Origin of the sequence: Nonomuraea sp. AD125B, from assembly GCF_041402765.1 — a bacterium.
Classification (GTDB): domain Bacteria; phylum Actinomycetota; class Actinomycetes; order Streptosporangiales; family Streptosporangiaceae; genus Nonomuraea; species Nonomuraea bangladeshensis.
The window spans coordinates 905,043-926,906 of sequence record NZ_JBGLOU010000001.1 but is presented as its reverse complement, the minus strand read 5'-3'; the positions used below and the strand labels follow the sequence as shown (position 1 = coordinate 926,906).

The following is a 21,864-nucleotide window of genomic DNA, read 5'->3' as shown; positions in this document are numbered from 1 at the left end:
CTGGTGTGGATCTTTGGGATCGATCCCATTATGCACGTGGATCCTGCCAGAAGATCGTCAATGCGTCGATGTAACGACGATATTTCGCCGAGTAAAAACCCAAATTGCCCCTTGACCGGAATCAACGCGTTGCTACAACCTTGTGCAATCGATCCCAAACCAACCCCGCGAGGTCGAGAACCGCATGGACCGCGACGACGTCACCTGGCACGGCTACTGGCCGGCCGCCCCCACACCCTTCACCGCCGACGGGCTCCTCGACGAGGAGTCCTGGCGCGCGCTCCTGCGTCTGTACGCCGCGCAGGGAGTGCACGGGGTCCTGGTCAACGGCAGCACCGGCGAGTGGTTCAGCCAGAGCACCGGCGAGCGCCGCCGGGTCGTCGAGATCGCGGTGGACGAGGTCGCCGGCCGCTTCCCCGTGATCGCCGGCGTCACCGCCTACACCCCGGACGAGGCGATCGCCCTGGCCCGCCACGCCGCCGAGGCCGGCGCCGACGGGCTGCTCGCCACGCCCCCGCCGTACGTCCACCCGGGGCCGGACGAGATCGTGCACTTCTACGACCGCCTCAGCTCGGCCACCGCCCTGCCGTTCATGGTCTACAACTGGCCGCGCGGCGTCGCCGTGGACATCTCCGCCCATCCGGGGCTGGCCGCGCGGCTGGCGGACCTGGACAACGTCGTCGCCATCAAGGACAGCACCGGCGACTGGCTGCGCATGCTCGGCACGGTCGAGGCGGTCAGCGACCGGGTCCGGGTGTTCGGCAGCTTCCTGCACCGGCGCGGCCTGGCCGTGCTCATGGAGCTCGGCGGCGACGGCAACATCGACGGCGGCGGCATGGGCGCCCCGTTCGCCGTCCCCTACTACGAGGCGGTCGCCGCCCGCGACGCCGCCGCCGCCCGCGCCTGGGCCGACCGCTACACGGCGCTGTCCTCGCGGCTGATCAACCCCGACTACAGCGGCGTGTTCGGCTCGCCCATCGCCCAGCTCAAGGCCGCCATGCGGCTGCTCGGCCAGCCGGGCGGCCACGTACGGCCGCCGCTGCTGCCGATCGAGGACGAGACGCGGCTGCGGGCGATCGACGCCGTGCTCACCGAGTCGGGCCTGAAGGCCGCGCTCGGAGCCCGGGGATGAGCGCGAAGGCGCCGGCCACCCCGAGCACCGTCACGATCGAGGTCAACGGCCGGCCCGTGAACGCCGTCAAGGGCGTCAGCCTGGCCGCCGCGCTCGTCGGTGACCGCATCTGGGCCTTTCGCCGCAACCCGGTCAGCGACGAGCCGCGCGGCCCGTTCTGCGGCATGGGGATCTGCCTGGAGTGCGAGGTGACCGTGGACGGGCGTCCCGGCGTGCGGGCCTGCCTGACCCCGGTGCGTCCCGGCATGCGCGTCGAGACGGCCGGCGCGGAGGAGCTGGCATGAGCCGCCACGAGGAGCGGGACGTCGTGATCGTCGGCGGCGGCCCCGCCGGGCTCGCCGCGGCCCGCCGGCTGGCGGCCGCCGGGCTGAGCGTGACCGTCCTGGACGAGCAGCCCGAGCTGGGCGGCCAGTACTTCCGCCGCCCGGCCCCCGAGGTCGCCCGCGTCTGGGGCGAGCACCGTCCCGAGGGCCGCCGCCTGGTCGAGGCCGTACGCGCGGCGGGCGTCGAGTGCCGCACCGGCCACCTGGTCTGGGGCGTCGACGACGACGGCCGCACGCTGCTGGTCTCCGACCCCGCCGAGCACCCGGTGCGCCTGCGCGGCCGGTACGTGATCGTCGCCACCGGCGCCTACGAGCGCCCCTTCCCCTTCCCCGGCTGGCAGCTGCCCGGCGTGACCACGCCCGGTTTCGCCCAGCACCTGGCCGCCGCCGACCACACGCCGATCGGCGAGCGCGTGCTGCTGGCCGGCTCTGGACCGTTCCTTCTTCCCGTCGCCTGCTCGCTGCTGGCCCTCGGCGTGACCGTCGCCGGGATCGCCGAGGCCGGCCACCCCTACCGGCCCGGCCTGCGGGCGCTCGGCGCCGTACGCCACCCCGCGCGGCTGCGCGAGCTGGCCGGGTACGCCGCCCGCCTGGCCCGCGCCCGCGTGCCGCTCTGGCAGGACACCGTGGTCGTGCGCGCCGACGGCGGCGACCGGGTCACGTCCGTGACGCTGGCCGCCACGGCCGCTCCCACGCGGGCGGTGCGCACGGTCGCCGTGGACGCGCTCTGCGTCGGCTACGGCTTCCGCCCGCAGTCCGACCTGGCCAGGATGCTGGGCTGCGCCGTGCGTACGGACCCGGCGACCGGCGACGCGACGCCGGTCCTCACCGCCTCCGGCCGAGCCACCCGCGACGACGTGTACGTCATCGGCGAGGCGGCGGGCATCGGCGGCGCGCCCACCGCGGCGGCCCGGGGCCTCGCGGCCGCCCTCGACATCCTCGCCCGCGAGGGACACGACGTCCCCGCCGCCGAACTCCACGGCCTGGCCAGGACCGGCCGCCGCCTGGAACGTTTCAAGAAGCTGACCGACGCGCTCTACCCGGCTCCTGCCGAGCTGGCGAGGCTGCTGCCGGGCGCGCTGCCGGACACCGCCACGCTGTGCCGCTGCGAGGCCGTCCCCGCGGGCGAGGTCCGCAGAGTCGCCGGGACCACGGCCGGCGACGTGAACGCCACCAAGGCGTGGACCCGCGCGGGCATGGGCCCCTGCCAGGGCCGCGAGTGCGGCTTCGCCGTCTCGGCCGTGGCCAGGACGTCCCCGGACGTCTTCCCGTCCCGCCTCCCGGTCCGCCCCGTCCCGGTGACGACCCTCCTGGAGATGGCCGCATCCGAGCCGGCCGGATCTGACCAGGCCGGATCTGACCAGGCCCGATCCGAGCTGGCCCGGCCTGGGCCGGCCCGATCTGAGTCGGCCCGCACAGAGATGGCCCGGCCTGAGCCGGCCGGCGAAGGGGAGGCCGCATGACGACCGCCGACGTGGTGATCATCGGCGCCGGCGTGCTCGGCGCGGCGGCCGCCAGCCGGCTCGCCCGCGACGGCCACCGGGTCGTGGTGCTGGAACGCGGCGCCCCCGGCCGCGAGGGCTCGGGCACCACCGCGGGCAACCTGCACGTGCAGGCGGTCCACACCCGCCGCCCCGGCCAGGCCGTCCCCCTCGACAGCGCCCGCTTCACGCCCCTGCAACGCGCCGCGAGCGACCTGTGGCAGGACGTGGAGGACGACCTGGACGCCTCGGTCGAGCTGCGCCGCAGCGGCGGCTTCACCGTCGCCGAGACCCCCGCCCAGGTCCGCGAGCTGCACGACAAGCAGGCCTGGGAGAACGCGGCGGGCATCACCACCGAGATCCTCGACGGCGACGCGGCCCGCGCGGCGCTGCCCCAGCTCGGGCCGAGCGTCGCCGCCGCAACCTGGTGCCCGCTCGACGGCTACGCCAACCCGCTGAAGGTCACCCCGGCCTACCTGGACGACGCGGTGCGGCACGGCGCCGAGGTGGTGCCGTTCGCGCCGGTCACCGGCGTCGCCCGCGACGGCGGCGGCTGGCGGGTGACGGCCGGCCCGCGGCAGGTCGCGGCGCCGGTGGTGATCGACGTGGCCGGGCCGTGGCTGCACCGGATCGCCGCGCTCGCGGGGATCACGCTCGACCTGGCCCCGGTGGCGATCCAGATGCACGCCACCGTCCGCTCCCCCGCCGGGCTGCCGCACCTGGTCCAGCACATCGGCGAGGGCCTGTCGGTCAAACAGGTCAGCGCGGGCAACCTGCTGGTCGGCGGCGGCTGGCCGGCCCGCCGGCTCAACCTCGACGGCCGCAGCGACGCGGGCGTGGACAGCATGGTGGGCAACATGGCGCTGGCCGTGCGGATCCTGCCGTTCGTGCGGGGGCTGCGCCTGCTGCGGGCGTGGGCGGGGCCGCTCGCCGCCACCCCCGACGAGATGCCGGTGATCGGCGAGGTGCCGGGCAGCCCGGGGTTCCTCGTCGCGGGCGGCACGTACGCGTTCACCTTCGCCCCCCTGTGGGCGGAGACCCTGCGCCGCCTCGTGGCCGGCGCCGAGCCGCCCGTGGACATCTCCGACCTGGGACCGGAGCGGCTCATGCAAGACCTCCCCGAGAAGAAGAGATGAGGAGACAGGTGACAGCGACAGACGGGCGAGCGCCCGCGAACGAGCCGGTGTGGCTGTCCGGCGGGCATGTCGTGGACGTGCGGTCGGGCAAGGTCCGGCGGGACACCAACGTCGTCGTGCGGGGCGGGCGGATCGACCGCCTCACCGCCGACGCGCCGCCTCCCGGGGCGCGCACCGTGCGGCTGGACGGACGCTACCTGCTGCCCGGGCTGATCTCGGTGCACACGCACCTGTCGGTGGTCTACCCGTTCTCGGCCACCGACGAGGCGGAGGACTCCGGCATCACGGCGCTGCGCGCCCTGTCCCGGGCCCGTGACGCGCTGTACGCGGGCGTCACCACCATCCGCTCCGTGCACGAGCAGAACCGCGCCGACCTCCTCGTCCGCACCGCCGCCGGCCAGGGATGGGTGGAGGCGCCGCGGATCGTGGGCGCCGGCCGCGCCATCTCCACGACCGGCGGCCACGGCCACGGCAGCGCCTGCGTCTACGCCGACGGCTACGACTCCTTCCTGCGGGCCGCCCGCGCCGAGCTGGCCGCCGGCGCCGACCTCATCAAGATCTTCATCACCGGCGGCATCGCCCACCAGGGCGAGTCGTTCACCGGCGCGCAGATGACGATCGACGAGATGCGCGCCGTGGTCCGCGCCGCCGAGGAGCACAACACGTACGTCACCGCCCACGCCGGCGCCGGCTCGGCCATCCGCGAGGCGCTCAGCGCGGGCGTGCGCGGCTACGAGCACGCCTACGAGCTCGACGCCGACACCGCCCGCCAGATGGCCGCCCAGCGGGTGTACCTGACGCCGACGCTGTGCGTGACCCGCTGCCCCGAGTGGATGGCCGAGCACTCCTTCACCCCCTGGCAGATCGAGCGGGCCCTGGAGGTCGGCCCCGGCCACCTGGCCAGCATCCGCACCGCCATCGCGGCCGGCGTCGCCGACCCCGACGACCCGGACAAGCCGGGCATCACGTTCCTGGCCGGCACCGACTACCCGCCCGGCGAGCCCATCGAGGACACCGTCGTCGCGGTCCGGGAGATGGAGTTCCTGGCCGAGGCCGGGCTCAGCACCGAGCAGGCGCTGCGCTCCGGCACCCTCGAAGCGGCCCGGCTGGTCGGCCTGCGGGGGCAGGCCGGCGCCGTCGAGGAGGGCCACCTCGCCGACCTGATCGTCACCGAGCGCGACCCGCTGAACGACCTGTCCGCGCTGCGCCGGATCTCCTTCGTCATGCAGGCCGGGCGGATCGTCCGCGACGACCTGCCCGCCGTTCCCGCCGTTCCCGACATCCACCCCACGGAGGGCGCCCAGTGAGCCAGGACCCCGGCCGCACCCGCTTCGCCGTCGACATCGGCGGCACGTTCGTCGACGCGATCTCCTACGACGACACCACCGGCGAGCTGCGGCTGCACAAGGCCTCCACCACCCCCGACGCCCCCGCGCGCGGCGTGCTCGACGCCGTCGGCGGGCTCGCCGGCCGGCTGGACGACGTGGAGGCGTTCGTCCACGGCACCACGCTCGGCCTCAACGCGATCCTGCAGCGGCGCGGCGCCGACGTCGGGATCATCACCAACGAGGGCTTCCGCGACCTGCTGGAGATCGCCCGCGCCAACGTGCCCGCCCAGCACATGTACGACTTCTCCTACGCCCCGCCGCCGCCCCTCGTCCCCCGCCGCCACCGCACCGGCGTGCCGGGCCGCATCGACGCCCAGGGCACCGTGATCGAGCCGCTGGACGAGGACGCGGTCCGCGAGGCCGGGCGGCTGCTGGTGGAGGAGCACGGCCTGCGCTCGCTGGCCGTCTGCTTCCTGCACTCCTACGCCAACCCCGAGCACGAGCGGCTGGCCGCCCGCATCCTGCGCGAAACCTACCCCGAGGTGTCGGTCTCGACCTCGACCGACATCACCCGCGAGTACCGCGAGTACGAGCGCACCAGCACCGTCACCCTCGACGCCTACATCCGGCCGGTGCTGAACGACTACATCGCCACCCTGGAGTCGCGGCTGAACGACGCCGGGCTGACCCACCCGCTGCACATCATGCGCTCGGGCGGCGGCGCGATGACCTCCGAGCTGGCCCGCCAGGCGCCCCTGATGACGGTGCTGTCCGGCCCTGCGGGCGGCGTCGTCGGCGCCTCCTTCCTGGCCCGCGAGCAGAGCCTGGCCAAGGTCATCACGTTCGACGTGGGCGGCACCAGCCTCGACTGCTGCGTGATCGAGGACGGCGAGCCCGGCGAGGTGCACGAGGCCGGCATCGACGGCTTCCCGCTGCTCATCCCGATCTTCGACATCCGCACCGTCGGCGCCGGCGGCGGCTCGATCGCCTGGATCGACGAGGGCCTGCTGAAGGTCGGCCCGCACAGCGCCGGCGCGGTGCCGGGACCGGTCGCCTACCGGGCGGGCGGCACCGAGCCGACCGTGACCGACGTGGCGCTCGTCCTCGGCTACCTCGACCCGTCGGGGTTCCTGGACGGCGACATGACGATCGACGCCGACGCCGCCCGCGACGCCGTCGCGGCCAAGCTCGCCGAGCCGCTCGGCGTGGACGTCACCAGGGCCGCGGCCAGCGTCTTCCAGGTGCTGCTGGCCCGCACGGTGGGCGCGCTGCGCGAGATCACCGTGGAGCGGGCGCTGGACCCGCGCGAGTTCGCGCTGCTGGCCTTCGGCGGGGCCGGGCCGCTGCTCGCGCCGATGCTGGCCCGCGAGATGGGCATCGCGACCACGATCGTGCCGCAGGTGCCGGCCGCGTTCTCGGCCTTCGGCATGCTCATGTCGGACCTGGAGTACGAGTTCGCCACCACCGTCCTGCGCCCGCTGACCGACGAGACGCTGGCCGGGCTGGAGGAGGCGTTCGCCGAGCTGGAGGGCCAGGGCGAGGAGGTGCTGTCCGCGCAGGGCGTCAAGCCCGAGGACCGCACCCTGATCCGCCGCCTGGACGTGCGCTACCACGGCCAGGAGCACAGCCTCGGCATCGACCTGGTGCCCGGCGACACCGCGGCCGCCGTGCTGGCCCGTTTCAGCGCGCAGCACGAGGCCCGCTACGGCCACGCGATGCCGGAGCCGGGCCAGATCCTGACGCTGCGGGTGCGCGCGGTCGGCCGGCTGTCCAAGCCGGGCCTGCGCGAGCTGCCGCCGGCGGGCAGCGCCGTCCCGGAACCGGTCGGCGAGCGACCGGCGTTCGACGTCGCCTCCGGCGAGACGGTCGCCTTCCCGGTGTACGCGCGGGCCACCCTGGGCGCCGGCCACGAGGTGAGCGGGCCGGCCATCGTGGAGGAAGGCACCTCCACCACGGTCATCTTCGGAGACCAGCAGCTCACCGTCGACCGATACGGGCAACTGGTGATCACGGGAGGCCAGGCATGAGCACGGGCGAGCGGCTGGACGGCGCCACCGTCGAGGTGATCAGGAACTACCTGGTCTCGGTGGGCGAGCAGATGCGCCGCACCCTGGTGCGGGCGGCGTTCAACCCGGTCATCTACGAGGTGCTCGACTTCGGCATCTCCATCTACAACGCCGACCTCGACCTGACCGCCGAGGCGGCCGGCATCACGTCCTTCCTGGGCGCCAACGACTACGCCATCGTCAAGGGCGTGGAGTACGTCGGCCGCGACAACCTCGCGCCCGGCGACGTCTACCTGCTGAACTACCCGTACTGGAGCGGCGCCCACTCCTACGACGCGATGCTGTTCGCGCCGGTGTTCCGCGACGGGCACGACGGCCCTGCGGCCTACCTGGCGGTCCGCGCGCACTGGATGGACCTGGGCGCCAAGGCCCCCGGCTACGTCCTGGACTCGACCGACATGCACCAGGAAGGCCTCATCTTCCCGGGCACGAAGATCGTCAGCCGGGGCGAGGTCGTACGGGACATCATCGAGCTGATCCGCTTCAACTCGCGCCTGCCCGACCTGACCATCGGCGACTTCCACGCCCAGCTCGCGGCGCTGCGCACCGGCGAGAACCGGCTGGCCCAGGTGTGGGAGAAGTTCGGCGGCGACACCGTGGACCAGGCCATCAGGCAGATCATCGAGCACGGCGAGCGGGTCGCCCGCAAGGCCGTGGCCGCCCTGCCCGACGGCACGTGGACGGCCGCGGACTACTGCGACGACGACGGCATCACCGACGACCTCATCCGCATGGAGGTCAAGGTCACCATCGACGGCGACCGCATGGAGGTCGACTTCAACGGCTCCGACGGGGCCGTGCTCGGCCCGGTCAACCTGCCGATCGGCGCGACCGAGAGCCTGGCCAAGGCCACGTTCAAGGAGCTGACGACGGCGCGCGAGCCGTCCAACGCCGGCCACTACCGGGCGCTGACCGTCAAGGCCGACCCGGGCAACTTCTTCAACGCCCAGTACCCGGTGGCGACGTTCACGCAGTGGAGCGGCATCGTCGCCTTCGAGCTGCTGCACAAGGCGCTGGCGCAGGTGCTCGACGACATCCCGGCGTCCTCGGGCGGCGACGAGCCGGGCTTCATGGCGCTCGGCCACGACCCGCGTACCGGGTCGGACTTCGTCATCAGCAACAACGAGGGCATCGGCTGGGGCGCGCACAAGGACCACGACGGCGCCAACGCCCAGCAGCACCCGTCGCAGAGCGTCGTGCGCAACACCCCGATCGAGGTCCTGGAGCACAAGTCGACCGTCTTTCACGAGCGGCTCGAACTCATCCCCGACTCCGGCGGGGCCGGCCGGCACCGCGGCGGCGTCGGCGTGCTGCGGCAGGTCCGCTACCTCGCCGACGGCGAGGTGCTGTCGATGAAGAAGAAGAGCAAGACCCGCCCCTGGGCGCTGGACGGCGGCCAGGAGCCCGAGCCGAGCGAGATGGTGCTCTGGCCGGGCACCGACCGGGCCAAGCGGGTCGGCATGTACCGGGCGACGATGCGGGCGGGGGACCGCTTCGTCAACCGCACCGCGGGCGGCGGCGGCTACGGCGACCCGCTCGACCGCGACCCGGCCGCCGTGGTCGCCGACGTGCTCGACGGCTACGTCAGCGCGCAGGCGGCGGAGCGGATCTACGGCGTCGTCGTGGACCCCTCCGGCGGCTGGGAGCCCACGCCCGCCAGGGCGTCACGATCGGCCGCCTCGGGTTCCTGACCGCCCCGGGCCCACCGCCGGGCCCACCGCCGGACCCATCGCCGGGCCCACCGTCCGGGCACGGCTGACCGCCGCGACGGCGTACTCATGAAGGGTAGAAGATCCATGTCCCACCCCATCCCCCCGACGGCGGGCCGGTCCCGCCGGGTCCGTCCCTTGCGCCTGGTCGCGGCAGCCGTGGCCGCCTCCCTCGCCCTCGCGGCGTGCGGAGGCGGCGGCTCCGCCGCCGGCGGCGGCACGGACGCCCGCAAGCAGACGCTGATCATCGCCGAGAACGAGCCGCCGGCGACCTTCGACCCCGTCCAGGCGGACAACTCCACTGTGGACGAGGTGGCCGTGCCCGCCTACGACACGCTGCTGCGCTACGAGGGCAGCGAGCTCGCGCCGTCGGTCGCCACCGCGTGGAAGTTCAACGACGACGGCACCGCGCTCGACGTCACCCTCCGCGACGACGTGACCTTCCACGACGGCGCCAAGCTGACCGCCGCCGACGTGAAGTACACCCTGGACCGCATCGCCCGGCTCGGCATCGGCGTGGCCTCCCTGGTCAAGGCCTACGACTCCACCGAGGTCACCGACGACACCCACGCCACGATCAGGCTCAAGCAGCCGTACGCGCCGTTCGCCTCCGCCCTCACCCGCGTCTACCTGCTCAACTCCAAGCTCGTCACCGCCAACGCCGGCGGCGACGACGGCCAGAAGTGGCTCGCCTCCAACGACGCCGGGTCGGGGCCGTACAAGCTGACCGGCTACACCGCCAACCAGGAGGCCCGCTTCACCCGCCACGACGGCTACTGGGGCGGCTTCACCAACCAGGCCAAGGACGTGGTGTTCCGCTACCTGCCGCAGGCCGCCACCCAGAAGACGGCGCTGACCTCGGGCGACATCGACATCGCCATGGACATCGCGCCCACCGACTGGGCGGGCATGGAAAGCTCCGGGTTCACGGTCGACAAGGCCGACACCAACGTGCAGCTGTACGTGTTCGCCAAGATGAAGGACTCGCCGCTGTCGAACCCGAAGCTGCGTGAGGCCCTCAGCCACGCCTACGACTACGACCAGCACATCAGCGCCATCCTCAAGGGCGCCGGCAAGAAAGCCGTCGGCGTGCTGCCGAGCGGCATGACCTGCTTCGACTCCTCCGCCCCGCAGCCGGCCCGCGACGTGGCCAAGGCCAAGCAGATCCTCGCCGACGCCGGGCTGAGCGGCGTCAAGCTCACCATGACGTACCTGAAGGCCACCGCCGAGATGGAGCAGGCCGCCACGCTGCTGCAGTCCAACCTGGCCGAGATCGGCGTCACCCTCAACCTCGAAGCGATCACCTACCCGCAGTACGTGGACCGCATGAAGACCAACGAGACCACGCCCGACCTCGGCATGATCTACGGCTTCCCGGCCTACCCGGACCCGGACGCGGTCCTGTACGTGCAGTTCCACTCCACCTTCATCAACAACGGCCAGAACAGCGGCGGCTACGACAACCCCGAGGTCGACAAGCTCGTCGAGCAGGGCCAGCGCGCCACCGACGAGAGCGAGCGGTGCGCCGCCTACGGCAAGGCCCAGCAGCTCATCGCCGCCGACCACTACGCCATCAACATGGCCAACTCGCAGTACGTGACGGTCCTGCGCAAGGGCCTGACCGGCTACACCTACCAGCCCGCCCACCACCAGACCGTGGACGTCTACAAGGTCCAGGTCGGCTGACCCACCGGCACGAGGAGGGACTCCGCATGGCCCGTCTGCTGCTCCGGCGGCTCGTCACGAGCGTCGTCGTGCTGCTCGGCCTCGCCGTCGTCACGTTCCTGATGACCCAGGTGCTGCCCGGCGACCCCGCCCGCGCGGCCGCCGGGCGCAACGCGACGGCCGAGCAGGTCGCCGCCGTCGCCGCCCGCCTGGGCCTGGACCGGCCGCTGTGGGACCAGTTCCTGGCCTACATGGGACGGCTGCTGCAGGGGGATCTCGGGACGTCGGTGTTCACCCAGCGGCCGGTGCTGGAGGATGTCGCGGCCATGCTGCCCTCCTCGGTGGAGCTGGTCCTCGCCGCCATGGTGATCAACATCGTGGTGGCGGTGCCCCTGGGCGCCTACGCCGCCTGGCGCAGCGGCCGGGCGGCGGACGCCGCCGCCCGGCTGATCACCCTGCTGGGCGCGGCCATGCCGGTCTTCTGGCTCGGCCTGATGCTCCAGCTCGTCTTCGCCGCCCAGCTCAGGGCGCTGCCCCTCACCGGGCAGCTGTCCTTCGGCCGGCAGGTGCCCGCGATCACCGGCATGACGTCGGTGGACGCGCTGCTCGGCGGCGACCTGGCGGCCTTCGCCGACGCCGCCGCGCACCTGGTGCTGCCGGCGATCACGCTCGCCGCGTCGTTCGTGGCGGTGGTGGCGAGGACGGTGCGCTCCTCGATGCTCACCGCGCTCAGCTCCGACTACGTCCAGCTCGCCCGCGCCACCGGCGCGTCGGAGCTGCGCGTGGTGGTGCTGCACGGGCTGCGCAACGCGCTGGTGCCGGCCAGCACCATCCTCGGCATGCAGCTCGGCTGGATGCTCGGCTCCACCGTCCTGGTCGAGTCCGTCTTCGGCAGGACCGGCATCGGCGCCTACGCGGTGACCGCGGTCCTGCAGAACGACCTGTACGCCGTGATCGGCACCGTACTCGTGATCGGAGTGGTCTTCGTGCTGGCGAACATCGCCGTCGACCTCGTCCAGCTCTGGCTCAACCCGCGGCTGCGCCATACCGGCGGCCGCGCCCGCCGCCCGGCCGCCTCCGCCGAGGCGGCCAGGACGGAGGTGCCCGCATGAGCGCAGCCACGACCGGGGCCACAGCCGCCGTGGCGGCCCGGATCCGGCACCGGGTGCCGTTCGTGGAGGGCGCCGCCCTGGCGGTGGTCGTCGTCGTGGTCGCGATGGCGGCCGTCGGGCCGCTCCTCGCGCCGCACGACCCGTACGCGGTGAACCTGACCGACGCGCTGCTTCCGCCCTCGGCCGAGCACTGGTTCGGCACCGACGCCAACGGCCGGGACGTGCTGAGCCGCGTCCTTTTCGGCGCCCGCGTCACCCTGCCCGCCACGCTGGTCGTCATCGCCGCCTCCACCGTGATCGGCGTCCTGATCGGCACCGTGGCCGCGCTCGGCGGCAAGGTCGTCGACGAGGTGCTGATGCGCATCACCGACATCGGCCTGTCGCTTCCGGCGATCATCCTGGCCCTCGGCCTGTCGGCCGCGCTCGGGCCCGGCCTGTCCTCCGCCGTCATCGCCCTGTCGGTGACCTGGTGGCCCGGCTACGCCCGCCTGGCCCGCACGCTGGTGCGCGAGGTCAAGGACGCCGAGTACGTCGACGCGGCCCGCGTCCTGGGCGTCCCCCAGGGCCGGCTGATCTTCCGCCACATCCTGCCCAACGCGCTCAACACCCTCTACGTGCAGACGACCGTGGACGTCGGCGCGGTCATGCTGGTGATCTCCGGCCTGTCCTTCATCGGCGTCGGCGCCCAGGTGCCCTCCGCCGAATGGGGCGCGATGATCGCCGGCGAGGCCAACAACCTCACCAACGCCTGGTGGGCCGTGGCCTTCCCGGGCCTGGCCCTGCTGCTGACCGCCCTGGCCTTCAACCTGGTGGGCGACTGGCTGCGGGTGCGCAACGACCCGACGATCCGCCGGGAGGCACGATGAGCACCGAACCCCTGAGCACCGGACCCCTGCTGCGCGTCCGCGACCTGCGGATCTCCTACCCGTCGCCGGCCGGTCCCGCGCAGGTCGTCCACGGCGTGGACCTCGACCTCGCCCCCGGCGAGCGGGTCGCCCTGGTCGGCGAGTCCGGGTCCGGCAAGTCCGTCACGGCGCGCGCCGTGCTCCGCCTCGACCCCGACGCGCGCCTGTCCGGCCGCATCGAGCTGGAGGGCGTCGACCTGCTGACGCTGCCGCCGCGCAGGATGCGCGAGATCCGCGGCGGCCGCGTCGGCCTCGTCTTCCAGGACCCGCTGGCCTCGCTCAACCCGGTCATGACGATCGGCCGCCAGGTCATGCAGCCGCTCGTCATCCGCGGCGTGCCCAGGAAGGTCGCCCGCCGCCGCGCCGTCGACCTGCTGGAACGGCTGGGCGTGCGCGACGCCGAGCACCGCGCCGACGACTACCCGCACCAGTTCTCCGGCGGCATGCGGCAGCGCGTGGTGATCGCCATCGCGGTCATCGCCGAGCCCGCGCTGCTCATCGCCGACGAGCCCACCACGGCGCTCGACGTACGCGTCCAGGCCCGGGTGCTGGAGCTGCTGCGCGAACTGGCCGACGAGCGCGGCATGTCCATCCTGCTCATCACCCACGACCTCGGCATCGTCGCCGGGTTCGCCCAGCGGGCGGTCGTGATGCGCCACGGCCGGCCCGTCGAGACCGGCACCGTCGAGCAGATCTACGCCGCGCCCCGCGACCCGTACACCAAGGCGCTGCTGGCCGCCGTCCCCCGCATCGGCGGCGACGTCACCCGGCCGCTCGCCGTCATCGGCGCCCCCGGCCACGAGGAGGAGGGATCGTGAGCGAGCCGCTGCTCCAGGTCCGCGACCTGGTCAAGACCTTCGGCGGGCGGCGCGTCCTGGACGGCGTCTCTTTCGACGTGGCGCCGGGCGAGGTGCTCGGCCTGGTCGGCGAGTCCGGTTCCGGCAAGTCCACCACCGCGCGCTGCATCACCCGCCTCACCCGCCCCGACAGCGGGCAGATCCTGCTCGGCGGCCGCGACGTGCTGGCCGCCGGGCGGCGCGAGCTGCGGGCGCTGCGCGCCGACATGCAGATGGTCTTCCAGGACCCGTACTCGTCGCTGAACCCGCGCATGACCGTGGCCGAGCTCATCGGCGAGCCGCTGCTCGTGCACGGGCTGGAGCCGGACCGGCGGCGCCGCCGCGCGCGGGCCGCCGAGCTGCTGGAGACGGTCGGCATGTCGGCCGAGCACCTGGACCGCCATCCGCGCTCGTTCTCCGGCGGGCAGCGCCAGCGCATCTCCGTCGCCCGCGCGCTCGCCGTGGAGCCGCGGCTGCTCATCTGCGACGAGCCGGTCTCCTCACTCGACGTCTCGGTCCAGGCCCAGGTGCTGAACCTGCTGCGCGACCTGCGCGAACGGCTGGGCCTGTCGATCCTGTTCATCGCCCACGACCTCGCGGTCGTCTACTACCTGTGCGACCGGGTGGCCGTCATGCTCGACGGCGGGCTCGCCGAGATCGGCACCCGCGAGCAGATCTACGGCGACGCCGCGCACCCCTACACCCGCTCGCTGCTCGACGCCGTGCCCGTCCCCGACCCGGCGCTCGCCCGGCAGCGTCCCTCCGGCCTCTGAGAAGGAGCACCCCATGGAGAATCTGCGCATGTTCGTCAACGGCCAGGCCATGTCAGGCGGCAGCCTGAACACCGCGCTGGCCGGCGCGCGCTTCCTCGGCCCGGCGACGACCGCGCCCCTCTACCGGTTCTACTCCGTACGCGAGGAGTTCCCCGGCCTCCACCCCGTCGGCGCGGGCGGCCACGCGGTGCCCGGCGAGCTGTACGAGGTCACCTACGAGATCCTGCGCGAGCACCTGCTGCCGGGCGAACCGCCCGAGCTGGAGCTGGGCGTGATCGAGCTGGCCGACGGCAGCGGCTCGCTGTCGATGCGGATGCGCGCCGAGGCGCTGGGCGCGCCGGGCGTCACCGACATCAGCGAGGCCGGCGGCTGGCGGGCGCACCTGGCCGGAGCGGGCCGATGAGCGGGTCCTCGCACGAGCCGGTGGTGATCCGCGGCGGCACGGTCGCCGAGGCCGCCTGGAGCGCCCCGGCGGACGTGTTCATCGCCGGCGGCAAGGTCACGGCGCTGGCCGAGCCCGGCACGCCCGCCCCGCCCGGCACGGCCGAGATCGACGCCGCCGGCATGCTGGTGCTGCCCGGCGGCGTCGACCCGCACTGCCACGTCGGCTTCACCTCCGGCGACTTCACCTCGCTCGACGACTACCGCCAGTGCACGACGGCCGCGGTCTTCGGCGGCACCACCACCATCGTGGACTTCGCCATCCCGCGCCCCGGCCAGTCACCCGCCGACGCCGCCCACGCCCAGCGCGCCAAGGCCGCCGGCGGCCTGTGCGACAGCGCCCTGCACGCCTGCGTCGTCGCATGGGACGACACGGTGCCCGAGCAGCTGCGCTCGCTGGTCGCCGACGGCATGCCGACGGTGAAGATGTTCACCACCTACCGCGGCGAGACGATGGCCGACGAGGACACCATCCTGAAGACCATGTCGACGCTGCGCGACCTCGGCGGCATGGTGGTGATCCACTGCGAGGCCAACCACATCATCGAGGACACCCAGACGCGCTGCTCCCACGACGGCAGGATCGGCGCCGAGCACATGGCGGCCACCCGTCCCGAGCTGGCCGAGACCGCGTCGGTCGCCGAGGTGCTGGCCATCGCCGAGTCGCTGAAGGCGCCGGTCTACTTCGTCCACCAGTCCACGCCCGAGGCCGTCGAGCTGGTCGCCGCGGCCCGCCGGCGCGGCCTGGCCGCCTGGACCGAGTCCGTCGCCCACCACCTGGTCCTGGACGACGGCCTGTACGCCGGGCCCGACCCCGAGCGGTTCGTGTGCTGCCCGCCGCTGCGCCCGCGCCCCGTCGTGGACGGGCTGGCCCGCCACCTGGCCACCGGCGAGATCAGCACGATCGGCAGCGACCACTGCTGCTACGACGTGGCGCAGAAGCAGTCGCGCCGCGCCGACGTGCGCGCCATGCCGAACGGCCTGCCGGGCGTCGAGACCCGGCTGCCGGTGATCTTCTCGGAGTTCGTGGCGGGCGGCGCCCTGCCCGCCACCCGGTTCGTGGAGCTGACCGCGGCCAATCCGGCGCGCGCCAACGGCCTGTATCCGCGCAAGGGCACCCTCATGCCGGGCGCCGACGCCGACGTCGCCGTCTGGGACCCGGCCGCCCGCTGGACGATCACCTCGGGCGCGCTCCACATGGCGACGGACTACACGCCCTACGAGGGCAGGGCGGTGACGGGACGGCCGCGTACGGTGCTGGTCGGCGGCCGGGTCGTGGTCCACGACGGCGTGCTCACCGACCCCGAGCCGCGCGGCCGGCACCTGCGCGCCCGCCCGATCACTCCTCGTGGGCGATGTGCATGAGCTGCCGCCACAGCAGGACCACGAACACCGCCGACCCGGCGAAGGCGAACCAGAAGGGCGCCGCGACGCCGAACCGGGTGGCGAGCATGCCGCCGATCAGCGAGCCGACCACGAGACCGGCGTAGGTGGAGACGGTGTTGACGCTGCCCACCCGGCCCTGCAGCTCGTGCGGGACCGCGCGCTGGCGCACGGTGACCGAGGTGGTGCCCCAGATGAAGGCGTGGGCGCCGAAGGCCAGGAAGATGGCTCCGGCGACCCACGGCGAGTGGGTCAGGGCCAGGCCCAGATGGGTGAACGTCTCGATGATGAGCCCGATCCGCATCAGCGCGCCGAGGCTGAGCCTGCGGGTGACGGCCCCGTACACGCTGGTGCCGAGCAGGCCGCCGATCCCGCCGATGGTGGTCATCAGCCCGAAGCCGAGCGCGCCGAGGCCGAGCTGCTCCTGGGTGTAGAGGACGAGGACCGACCAGGCCGCGCCGAACGTGAAGTTGAAGATCAGGATGGTGAGCGCCAGCGTGCGGACCGCCGCGTGCCGCACGGTCCAGCCGAAGCCCTCCACCAGCTCACGCCAGGCGTTCGGCCTGCGGCCCGCGGCCGGCAGCTCGCGCGGCGGCAGCCTCACCCGCGAGACCAGCACGATCCCCGCCGCCACCAGCAGCAGCTGCCCGGCGAACGGCCAGGCCAGGCCCAGCCCGAACAGCGCCGCGCCGACCGGCGGCCCGGCGAGCTGGTTGAGCGTGATGAACCCGGTGCCCAGGCGGGCGTTGGCGACGACGAGGTCGTCCCGGTCGACCAGCATCGGGGTCAGCGTGGCGGTCGCGTTGTCGGCGAAGACCTCGGCGACCGAGCGCAGCGTGAGCGCGATCAGCGCCGTCGCCACGGTCAGGGCGCCGGTCATCATGAGCACGACGAGCGCCGCCAGCACCACGGCCCGTGCCGCGTTGGCGACCAGCACGATCACGCGCCGGTCGTGGCGGTCCGACAGCACGCCCGCGTACAGGCTGAACACCAGCGGCGGCGCCCACGCCACCAGGGCCGACAGCGAGATCATCAGCGGGTCGCGGGTCAGCGTCGCGATCAGCAGGGGGCCCGCCGCGGCGGCGACACCGTCCCCGAGATTCGTCAGCCAGCTCGAGGCCAGCAACCATCGAAATCCTGTCCCGAGCCGCGCGGGCAGGACTCGCTCCACCACTGTGATCACGAGCGCAAAACCATACGATCGCGGAGCATTCCCCGGCAACGGGTTTTCGCCGCTCAGCGCGATCATCTGCCCTGCGGCAACGGCGATAAAGTACGCCGGTGGACAACCTGGAAAGCCTCGTCATCACCCGCAGGTTACGCGTGCCCCTGGACGCCGGCCCCGGCGGCGCCTCCGACGGCGCCTCCGACGGCGGCCGGCCGGGCCGGGGCGTGGTGGCCGCCCGCCAGCTCGACGCCGCGCTGCTGACCGCCGGCTTCGCCTGCTCGCCGGCGCTGCTGGAGCGGCTGTCGGGGCTGAGCGTGGAGCACGTGATCGACCTCGGCCTGCGGATCCTGGCCGCCGTCCGCGAGCTGGCCGGCGACCACGTCCGCCACAACGCCTACTTCATCGACTTCCCGCGCAACGTCCCCGGCACGGCCGAGTTCTGGACCAGCCTGATGTGGCGTTCGCTGCTCGGCCCGGACGCCTCCGACCAGGCGGTCACGCCGCGGACGCTGAACCTGCTCACCCTGCCCGACTACGGCAGCTACCCGCACGCCTACGCCGACCTGCTGGCCGCGCACGCCGAGCTGATCCCGCTGGCCGGCGACCGCGTCACCGTGCTGGACCTGGGTGGCGACCTGCGGTCGGAGGCGCGTGAGCTGTACCTGTCGCTCGCCGGCTCGCGGGTGCCGCTGCCGGCCGAGGACCTGGCGGCGCTGCGCGAGCTGGCCGCGTACTGCGCCGGGCACCTGCCCGAGCCGGCCGCCGGCGAGGCCCCGGAGCACATCCCCGTGCGGGAGAACCGCGCCGTCGTCAACGCGGCGCGCCTGGCCGCCGGCCTGCCGCTGCTCGTGGACACCGTGACCGACGTGCTCCGCCTGGCCTGCGGCGCCTCCGGCGGCGACGTCACGCTCGCCACCGCCACCCGGTTCCGCTCCTTCCGCCGCGCCGAGCGCCGTGCCCTGCTCAAGGCCCTGGACGCCGTCGCCACGGACGCCGCCCTCGGCGACGTGCCCCGCCTGCGCGAGCCGTGGAAACGGCTCGGCGAACGCCTGCACCCGCACGAGTACCCGCACCTGCCGCGCGCGGCGCACGTCTTCGACGTCGCCCGCGGCGAGCGCCCGGCGCGCGGGCTCGGCGGCCGCGTGGAGACGGCGCTGGCCGCCGGGCGCACCGACGAGGCGGTCGAGCTGCTGGAACGTTCCCCCGGCGCGCTGCTGCGCCGGCTGGACCACCTGCTGCGCACCGGCACCGACCCGGAGCGGGTGCTGGCGGCGGCCGCCCAGGCGGCGCGGGCCGCGTCCGGCCGGGTGCTGCTGTCGCTGCGCGAGCACCTGCACAACCGGCTCGCCCCGGCCGCAGGGCGCGTCTTCGTCAACCGGCACGGCCGCGCCTGGACGAGCGCCGACACCCGCCCCCCGCTCTCCGCCGGCGTGCTGGCGCAGGCGGCCGGCCTCCTGGACGAGGAGATCACGCGGCGGCTGCCCGACCTCGGCAGGCTCGTCGTCGAGCCCGCCATGCTCGACGTCGCGCTGCCGCTGTCGGGCAAGGCGGCCGCGCCCGGCCTCGGCATGCTGCCGCGCGGCTCGACGGCGCCGGTCGAGGGGGAACTGCTGCGCTTCTTCGTCCACTGGCGCCAGACCGCGCGCCGCACCGACTACGACCTGTCGGCGCTCATGCTGGACGACGCCTACGGCGACCCCGAGTACATCTCGTGGACGAACTACACCAACGACTTCGCCACCTACTCCGGCGACCTGACCACGGCCGCCCAGGGCGCGAGCGAGTTCATCGACGTCGTCCTCGCCCGCGCGACCCGCCCGGTCGTCATCCCCCAGGTCAACGTCTACGACGGTGAGCCCTTCGACCAGGCGGCGGAGGCGTTCTTCGGGTTCATGACCAGGGACCTCGTGCAGCAGGGCCTGCCGTTCGAGCCGCGTACGGTGCGGATGAAGTCCGACCTGCGCGGCGCGGGCAGCGTCGCGCTGCCGCTGGTCTTCCTGCGCGGCGGCGACGGCCGCTGGCGGGCCAAGTGGCTGCACCTCTACCTGAAGGGCAGCCCCGCCTTCAACCAGGTCGAGGGCAACCGGCTGAGCACGGCCCTGCTGGTGCGCTCGATCGTCGAACGCGAGTACCTCACGGTCCGCCACCTGGCCGCCCTGCTGGCCCGCAGGGGCGGGACCGGCGACCACACCACCTACCTCGGGCTGCAGGCTCCCGCCGACGCGCCGGAGGGGGCGCGGGTCTACACGCCGGCGACGCTGCACGAGCTGATCCCCGCCTGATAGGGTGCGGATCGCGAGGCCATGGGTGGGCTTCCTTCTTCTTTCTTCGTAAAGAGCTCTCCAGCCTTCCCGCTTTCCTCGCCCTTCGCTTCGGTCCTGGACGCGGGCGCCTAGCGCGCCGCGTCCAGGACCGGTTTCACGTCGATGACCGGCGTGCCGTCCACGGCCTCCAGCCCGGCCACCCGCACCCGGAGCCCGTCCACCGCGAGCACCCGCACCCGGTGCAGCCCGATCGGGTTGGGCCGGTCGGCGGAGCGGGTGCTGAAGACCCCCGTCAGCGGGTTGCGCGGGTCGTCGCGCGGGCGCACGGCCGTCACGGTCCGGTCGGCGAGGTGCAGCCAGGTCAGGACGAACACCTCGTCACCGGCCGCGAGATCGCCGATCCCCTCCGCCATCGCCGGGTCGAACGCCAGCCAGGCTTCGGGTGCGCCCTCATGGCCCTGCTTTGGCGCGCTCGCGCGATCCGCCAGGGGCGACTCGACCGCGCCGATCACCCGGATCTCGTACGTCATGATCTCTCCCTACCGCAGCCCGCCCCCGGAGCGCCACCCCGAAAATATTCGTTGACAGGAATATTCTCTGTGGTGAATACTTCTCGGCATGGACGCGATCCTCACCGCACTGGCCGACCCGGCCCGCCTGCGGCTCGTGGAGCTGCTGGCCGAGCGGCCCCGGCCCGTCGGGGTGCTCGCCCAGCTCGCCGGAGCCCGCCAGCCCCAGACGACCAAGCACCTGCAAAACCTCGAACGCGCCGGCCTCGTCACCTCCCAGCGCTCCGGCCAGCGCCGCGTCTACGCGCTGCGGGCCGGGCCGCTGCGGGAGCTGGCGGCCGCGCTCACCCGGCTCGCCGACACCGCCGACCGGGCCGGCGGCTCCCGCGAGACCTACGACCGCTACGGACTCACCCTCCAGGCCGAACGGCTCGCCGCCCGGGAGCCGGGATGGGCCGACGGCCGCTCCTTCACCTTCCACCGGTCCCTGGCCGGGAGCCCGGAGGAGGTCTGGCGGCACCTGACCGAGGCCGGCCTGCTCGCCCGCTGGTGGACGCCGCAGGACCTGCGCGTCTCCGAGCTCGTCTTCGAGGCGCGCCAGGGCGGCCGGATCGTCCACGAGTACCGCGACGCCGAGGACGCCGACGGCTCCGACCTGGTCGTCGGGCGGGCGCGGGGCGTGGTCGACGACGTACGGCCCGGCGAGCACCTGGCCTACCGGCTCTCCCCCGAGCTCCCCGACGGCACCCCCGCCTTCACCGCCCACCTCGACCTCGCCCTCCGGCCCGCCGCCGCCGGCACCGACCTCGACGTCCGCTTCCGCATCACCGACAGCGCGGTCGAGTCCGCGGACTTCGTCGCGGGCATCGAGATCGGCTTCGGCCAGAGCCTCGACAAGCTCGCCGCGATCCTCACCGACCTCCCCACCACCAGGAGCACGAAATGAACCAGCCGACCGGCCGCAAAGTGACCGCGAACCTGAGCCTCACCCTCGACGGGCGTTACCACGGCCCCGGCGGGCCGGGCGACTTCGCCGCCTTCGCCCCCTACGTCACCAGCGAGGTCGCGCGCGACCACATGAACCGCATCTGGGAGAACGCGACCACGGCGCTGCTCGGCCGGGTCAACGCCGAGGGCTTCATGGGCTACTGGCCCTCGGTCGCCGACGACGGCGACGCCGACCCGCGCGACCGCGGATACGCCCAATGGCTGGTCGGCACCGAGAAGGTGGTCCTGTCCACCACCCTGACCGAGGCCCCGTGGGAACGCACCCGCGTGGTGAACGCCCCCGCCGCCGACGTCGTCACCGAGCTGAAGGCCGCCGGCGGCGGCGACATCCTCGTCAACAGCAGCGCCAGCGTCATCAAGCCGCTCCTGGCGGCCGACCTGCTCGACCGGCTCCACCTCCTCATCACCCCCGAGATCGCCGGGGGCGGGCAGCGGCTGTTCGACGACGGCCTGCCGGCCTCGAAGTGGCGGCTCACCCACCAGCGCGGCGGCGACCTGGGCGAGCTCGCCCTGGTCTACGACCGCGTCCGCTAGAAGAAGCCCGCTGATATGGCGTGATCACCGGCCGATTGCGACATCTCGGCATGATTACTGTCAGTAGTGGGAATGCCGCTATCCGTATCAC

19 protein-coding genes are annotated in these 21,864 nt (G+C 73.6%); 17 read left to right on the top strand and 2 right to left on the bottom strand.

Annotated features, from left to right (window positions below; all coding sequences use genetic code 11):
* Nucleotides 1–184 precede the first annotated feature (184 nt).
* The 14 genes from ACBR40_RS04295 (at nt 185) to hydA (ending at nt 16,272) form a co-directional block, all read left to right on the top strand.
* The gene (locus ACBR40_RS04295) at nt 185–1,132 is read left to right on the top strand and encodes a dihydrodipicolinate synthase family protein (protein ID WP_371247467.1); all 948 of its coding nucleotides are present in this window, start codon (nt 185–187) and stop codon (nt 1,130–1,132) included.
* Nucleotides 1,129–1,416, top strand: a complete 288-nt coding sequence (locus ACBR40_RS04290) for a (2Fe-2S)-binding protein (RefSeq protein WP_344216040.1) — start codon at nt 1,129–1,131, stop codon at nt 1,414–1,416. The genes ACBR40_RS04295 and ACBR40_RS04290 overlap by 4 nt, the downstream gene beginning before the upstream one ends.
* Nucleotides 1,413–2,918, top strand: coding sequence for an NAD(P)/FAD-dependent oxidoreductase (locus ACBR40_RS04285; RefSeq protein ID WP_371247466.1), 1,506 nt, complete (start codon nt 1,413–1,415; stop codon nt 2,916–2,918). The genes ACBR40_RS04290 and ACBR40_RS04285 overlap by 4 nt, the downstream gene beginning before the upstream one ends.
* Nucleotides 2,915–4,072 (top strand): FAD-binding oxidoreductase, encoded by a 1,158-nt coding sequence (locus ACBR40_RS04280; protein WP_344216044.1) that lies wholly within the window; start codon nt 2,915–2,917, stop codon nt 4,070–4,072. The genes ACBR40_RS04285 and ACBR40_RS04280 overlap by 4 nt, the downstream gene beginning before the upstream one ends.
* Before the next feature lie 8 nt (nt 4,073–4,080).
* Nucleotides 4,081–5,379 carry an amidohydrolase family protein gene (locus ACBR40_RS04275; RefSeq protein ID WP_371247465.1) on the top strand — a complete coding sequence of 433 codons (1,299 nt, stop codon included), beginning with the start codon at nt 4,081–4,083 and terminating at the stop codon, nt 5,377–5,379.
* Complete coding sequence (locus ACBR40_RS04270) at nt 5,376–7,427, top strand: hydantoinase/oxoprolinase family protein (RefSeq protein ID WP_371247464.1); 2,052 nt, start codon at nt 5,376–5,378, stop codon at nt 7,425–7,427. The genes ACBR40_RS04275 and ACBR40_RS04270 overlap by 4 nt, the downstream gene beginning before the upstream one ends.
* The gene (locus ACBR40_RS04265; RefSeq protein ID WP_344216050.1) at nt 7,424–9,157 is read left to right on the top strand and encodes a hydantoinase B/oxoprolinase family protein; all 1,734 of its coding nucleotides are present in this window, start codon (nt 7,424–7,426) and stop codon (nt 9,155–9,157) included. The genes ACBR40_RS04270 and ACBR40_RS04265 overlap by 4 nt, the downstream gene beginning before the upstream one ends.
* 105 nt (nt 9,158–9,262) lie before the next feature.
* Nucleotides 9,263–10,861, top strand: a complete 1,599-nt coding sequence (locus tag ACBR40_RS04260) for an ABC transporter substrate-binding protein (RefSeq protein ID WP_371247463.1) — start codon at nt 9,263–9,265, stop codon at nt 10,859–10,861.
* A 26-nt stretch (nt 10,862–10,887) separates the two neighbouring features.
* The gene (locus tag ACBR40_RS04255; RefSeq protein WP_371247462.1) at nt 10,888–11,952 is read left to right on the top strand and encodes an ABC transporter permease; all 1,065 of its coding nucleotides are present in this window, start codon (nt 10,888–10,890) and stop codon (nt 11,950–11,952) included.
* On the top strand, nt 11,949–12,818 hold the full coding sequence (locus tag ACBR40_RS04250; protein WP_371247461.1) for an ABC transporter permease: 870 nt from the start codon (nt 11,949–11,951) through the stop codon (nt 12,816–12,818). Before ACBR40_RS04255 ends, ACBR40_RS04250 begins: the two co-directional genes overlap by 4 nt.
* Complete coding sequence (locus ACBR40_RS04245; RefSeq protein WP_371247460.1) at nt 12,815–13,675, top strand: ABC transporter ATP-binding protein; 861 nt, start codon at nt 12,815–12,817, stop codon at nt 13,673–13,675. Before ACBR40_RS04250 ends, ACBR40_RS04245 begins: the two co-directional genes overlap by 4 nt.
* Nucleotides 13,672–14,466 (top strand): ATP-binding cassette domain-containing protein, encoded by a 795-nt coding sequence (locus ACBR40_RS04240; protein ID WP_371247459.1) that lies wholly within the window; start codon nt 13,672–13,674, stop codon nt 14,464–14,466. Before ACBR40_RS04245 ends, ACBR40_RS04240 begins: the two co-directional genes overlap by 4 nt.
* A 13-nt stretch (nt 14,467–14,479) precedes the next feature.
* Complete coding sequence (locus tag ACBR40_RS04235) at nt 14,480–14,869, top strand: gamma-glutamylcyclotransferase (RefSeq protein ID WP_344216063.1); 390 nt, start codon at nt 14,480–14,482, stop codon at nt 14,867–14,869.
* The gene (hydA, locus tag ACBR40_RS04230) at nt 14,866–16,272 is read left to right on the top strand and encodes a dihydropyrimidinase (RefSeq protein ID WP_371247458.1); all 1,407 of its coding nucleotides are present in this window, start codon (nt 14,866–14,868) and stop codon (nt 16,270–16,272) included. The genes ACBR40_RS04235 and hydA overlap by 4 nt, the downstream gene beginning before the upstream one ends.
* On the opposite strand, the gene ACBR40_RS04225 is transcribed toward hydA, so the two are convergent.
* Entirely contained in the window at nt 16,247–17,416 is a 1,170-nt protein-coding gene (locus ACBR40_RS04225; RefSeq protein ID WP_344216067.1) for an MFS transporter, read from the bottom strand. The two genes, hydA and ACBR40_RS04225, sit on opposite strands and share 26 nt — an antisense overlap.
* 155 nt (nt 17,417–17,571) lie before the next feature.
* Here ACBR40_RS04225 and ACBR40_RS04220 point away from each other — a divergent pair, with 155 nt between their 5' ends.
* Entirely contained in the window at nt 17,572–19,740 is a 2,169-nt protein-coding gene (locus ACBR40_RS04220; RefSeq protein ID WP_371247457.1) for a hypothetical protein, read from the top strand.
* Nucleotides 19,741–19,850: 110 nt separating this feature from the next.
* Here the strand turns inward: ACBR40_RS04220 and tsaA are convergent, their stop codons facing one another.
* The gene (gene tsaA, locus ACBR40_RS04215; RefSeq protein ID WP_344216070.1) at nt 19,851–20,252 is read right to left on the bottom strand and encodes a tRNA (N6-threonylcarbamoyladenosine(37)-N6)-methyltransferase TrmO; all 402 of its coding nucleotides are present in this window, start codon (nt 20,250–20,252) and stop codon (nt 19,851–19,853) included.
* Between the two features lie 88 nt (nt 20,253–20,340).
* On the opposite strand from tsaA, the gene ACBR40_RS04210 reads away from it, so the two are divergent.
* Nucleotides 20,341–21,177: a metalloregulator ArsR/SmtB family transcription factor gene (locus ACBR40_RS04210; protein ID WP_371247456.1), complete on the top strand. Its 837-nt coding sequence runs from the start codon at nt 20,341–20,343 to the stop codon at nt 21,175–21,177.
* On the top strand, nt 21,174–21,773 hold the full coding sequence (locus tag ACBR40_RS04205) for a dihydrofolate reductase family protein (RefSeq protein WP_371247455.1): 600 nt from the start codon (nt 21,174–21,176) through the stop codon (nt 21,771–21,773). Before ACBR40_RS04210 ends, ACBR40_RS04205 begins: the two co-directional genes overlap by 4 nt.
* Nucleotides 21,774–21,864: the final 91 nt, after the last annotated feature.

What these genes read in the sequence shown, in the direction of transcription:
- ACBR40_RS04295 (WP_371247467.1), top strand. Translation starts at nt 185, where the DNA reads ATGGACCGCGACGACGTCACCTGGCACGGCTACTGGCCGGCCGCCCCC.
- ACBR40_RS04290 (WP_344216040.1), top strand. Translation starts at nt 1,129, where the DNA reads ATGAGCGCGAAGGCGCCGGCCACCCCGAGCACCGTCACGATCGAGGTC.
- ACBR40_RS04285 (WP_371247466.1), top strand. Translation starts at nt 1,413, where the DNA reads ATGAGCCGCCACGAGGAGCGGGACGTCGTGATCGTCGGCGGCGGCCCC.
- ACBR40_RS04280 (WP_344216044.1), top strand. Translation starts at nt 2,915, where the DNA reads ATGACGACCGCCGACGTGGTGATCATCGGCGCCGGCGTGCTCGGCGCG.
- ACBR40_RS04265 (WP_344216050.1), top strand. Translation starts at nt 7,424, where the DNA reads ATGAGCACGGGCGAGCGGCTGGACGGCGCCACCGTCGAGGTGATCAGG.
- ACBR40_RS04260 (WP_371247463.1), top strand. Translation starts at nt 9,263, where the DNA reads ATGTCCCACCCCATCCCCCCGACGGCGGGCCGGTCCCGCCGGGTCCGT.
- ACBR40_RS04255 (WP_371247462.1), top strand. Translation starts at nt 10,888, where the DNA reads ATGGCCCGTCTGCTGCTCCGGCGGCTCGTCACGAGCGTCGTCGTGCTG.
- ACBR40_RS04250 (WP_371247461.1), top strand. Translation starts at nt 11,949, where the DNA reads ATGAGCGCAGCCACGACCGGGGCCACAGCCGCCGTGGCGGCCCGGATC.
- ACBR40_RS04245 (WP_371247460.1), top strand. Translation starts at nt 12,815, where the DNA reads ATGAGCACCGAACCCCTGAGCACCGGACCCCTGCTGCGCGTCCGCGAC.
- ACBR40_RS04235 (WP_344216063.1), top strand. Translation starts at nt 14,480, where the DNA reads ATGGAGAATCTGCGCATGTTCGTCAACGGCCAGGCCATGTCAGGCGGC.
- hydA (WP_371247458.1), top strand. Translation starts at nt 14,866, where the DNA reads ATGAGCGGGTCCTCGCACGAGCCGGTGGTGATCCGCGGCGGCACGGTC.
- tsaA (WP_344216070.1), bottom strand. Translation starts at nt 20,252, where the DNA reads ATGACGTACGAGATCCGGGTGATCGGCGCGGTCGAGTCGCCCCTGGCG.
- ACBR40_RS04210 (WP_371247456.1), top strand. Translation starts at nt 20,341, where the DNA reads ATGGACGCGATCCTCACCGCACTGGCCGACCCGGCCCGCCTGCGGCTC.
- ACBR40_RS04205 (WP_371247455.1), top strand. Translation starts at nt 21,174, where the DNA reads ATGAACCAGCCGACCGGCCGCAAAGTGACCGCGAACCTGAGCCTCACC.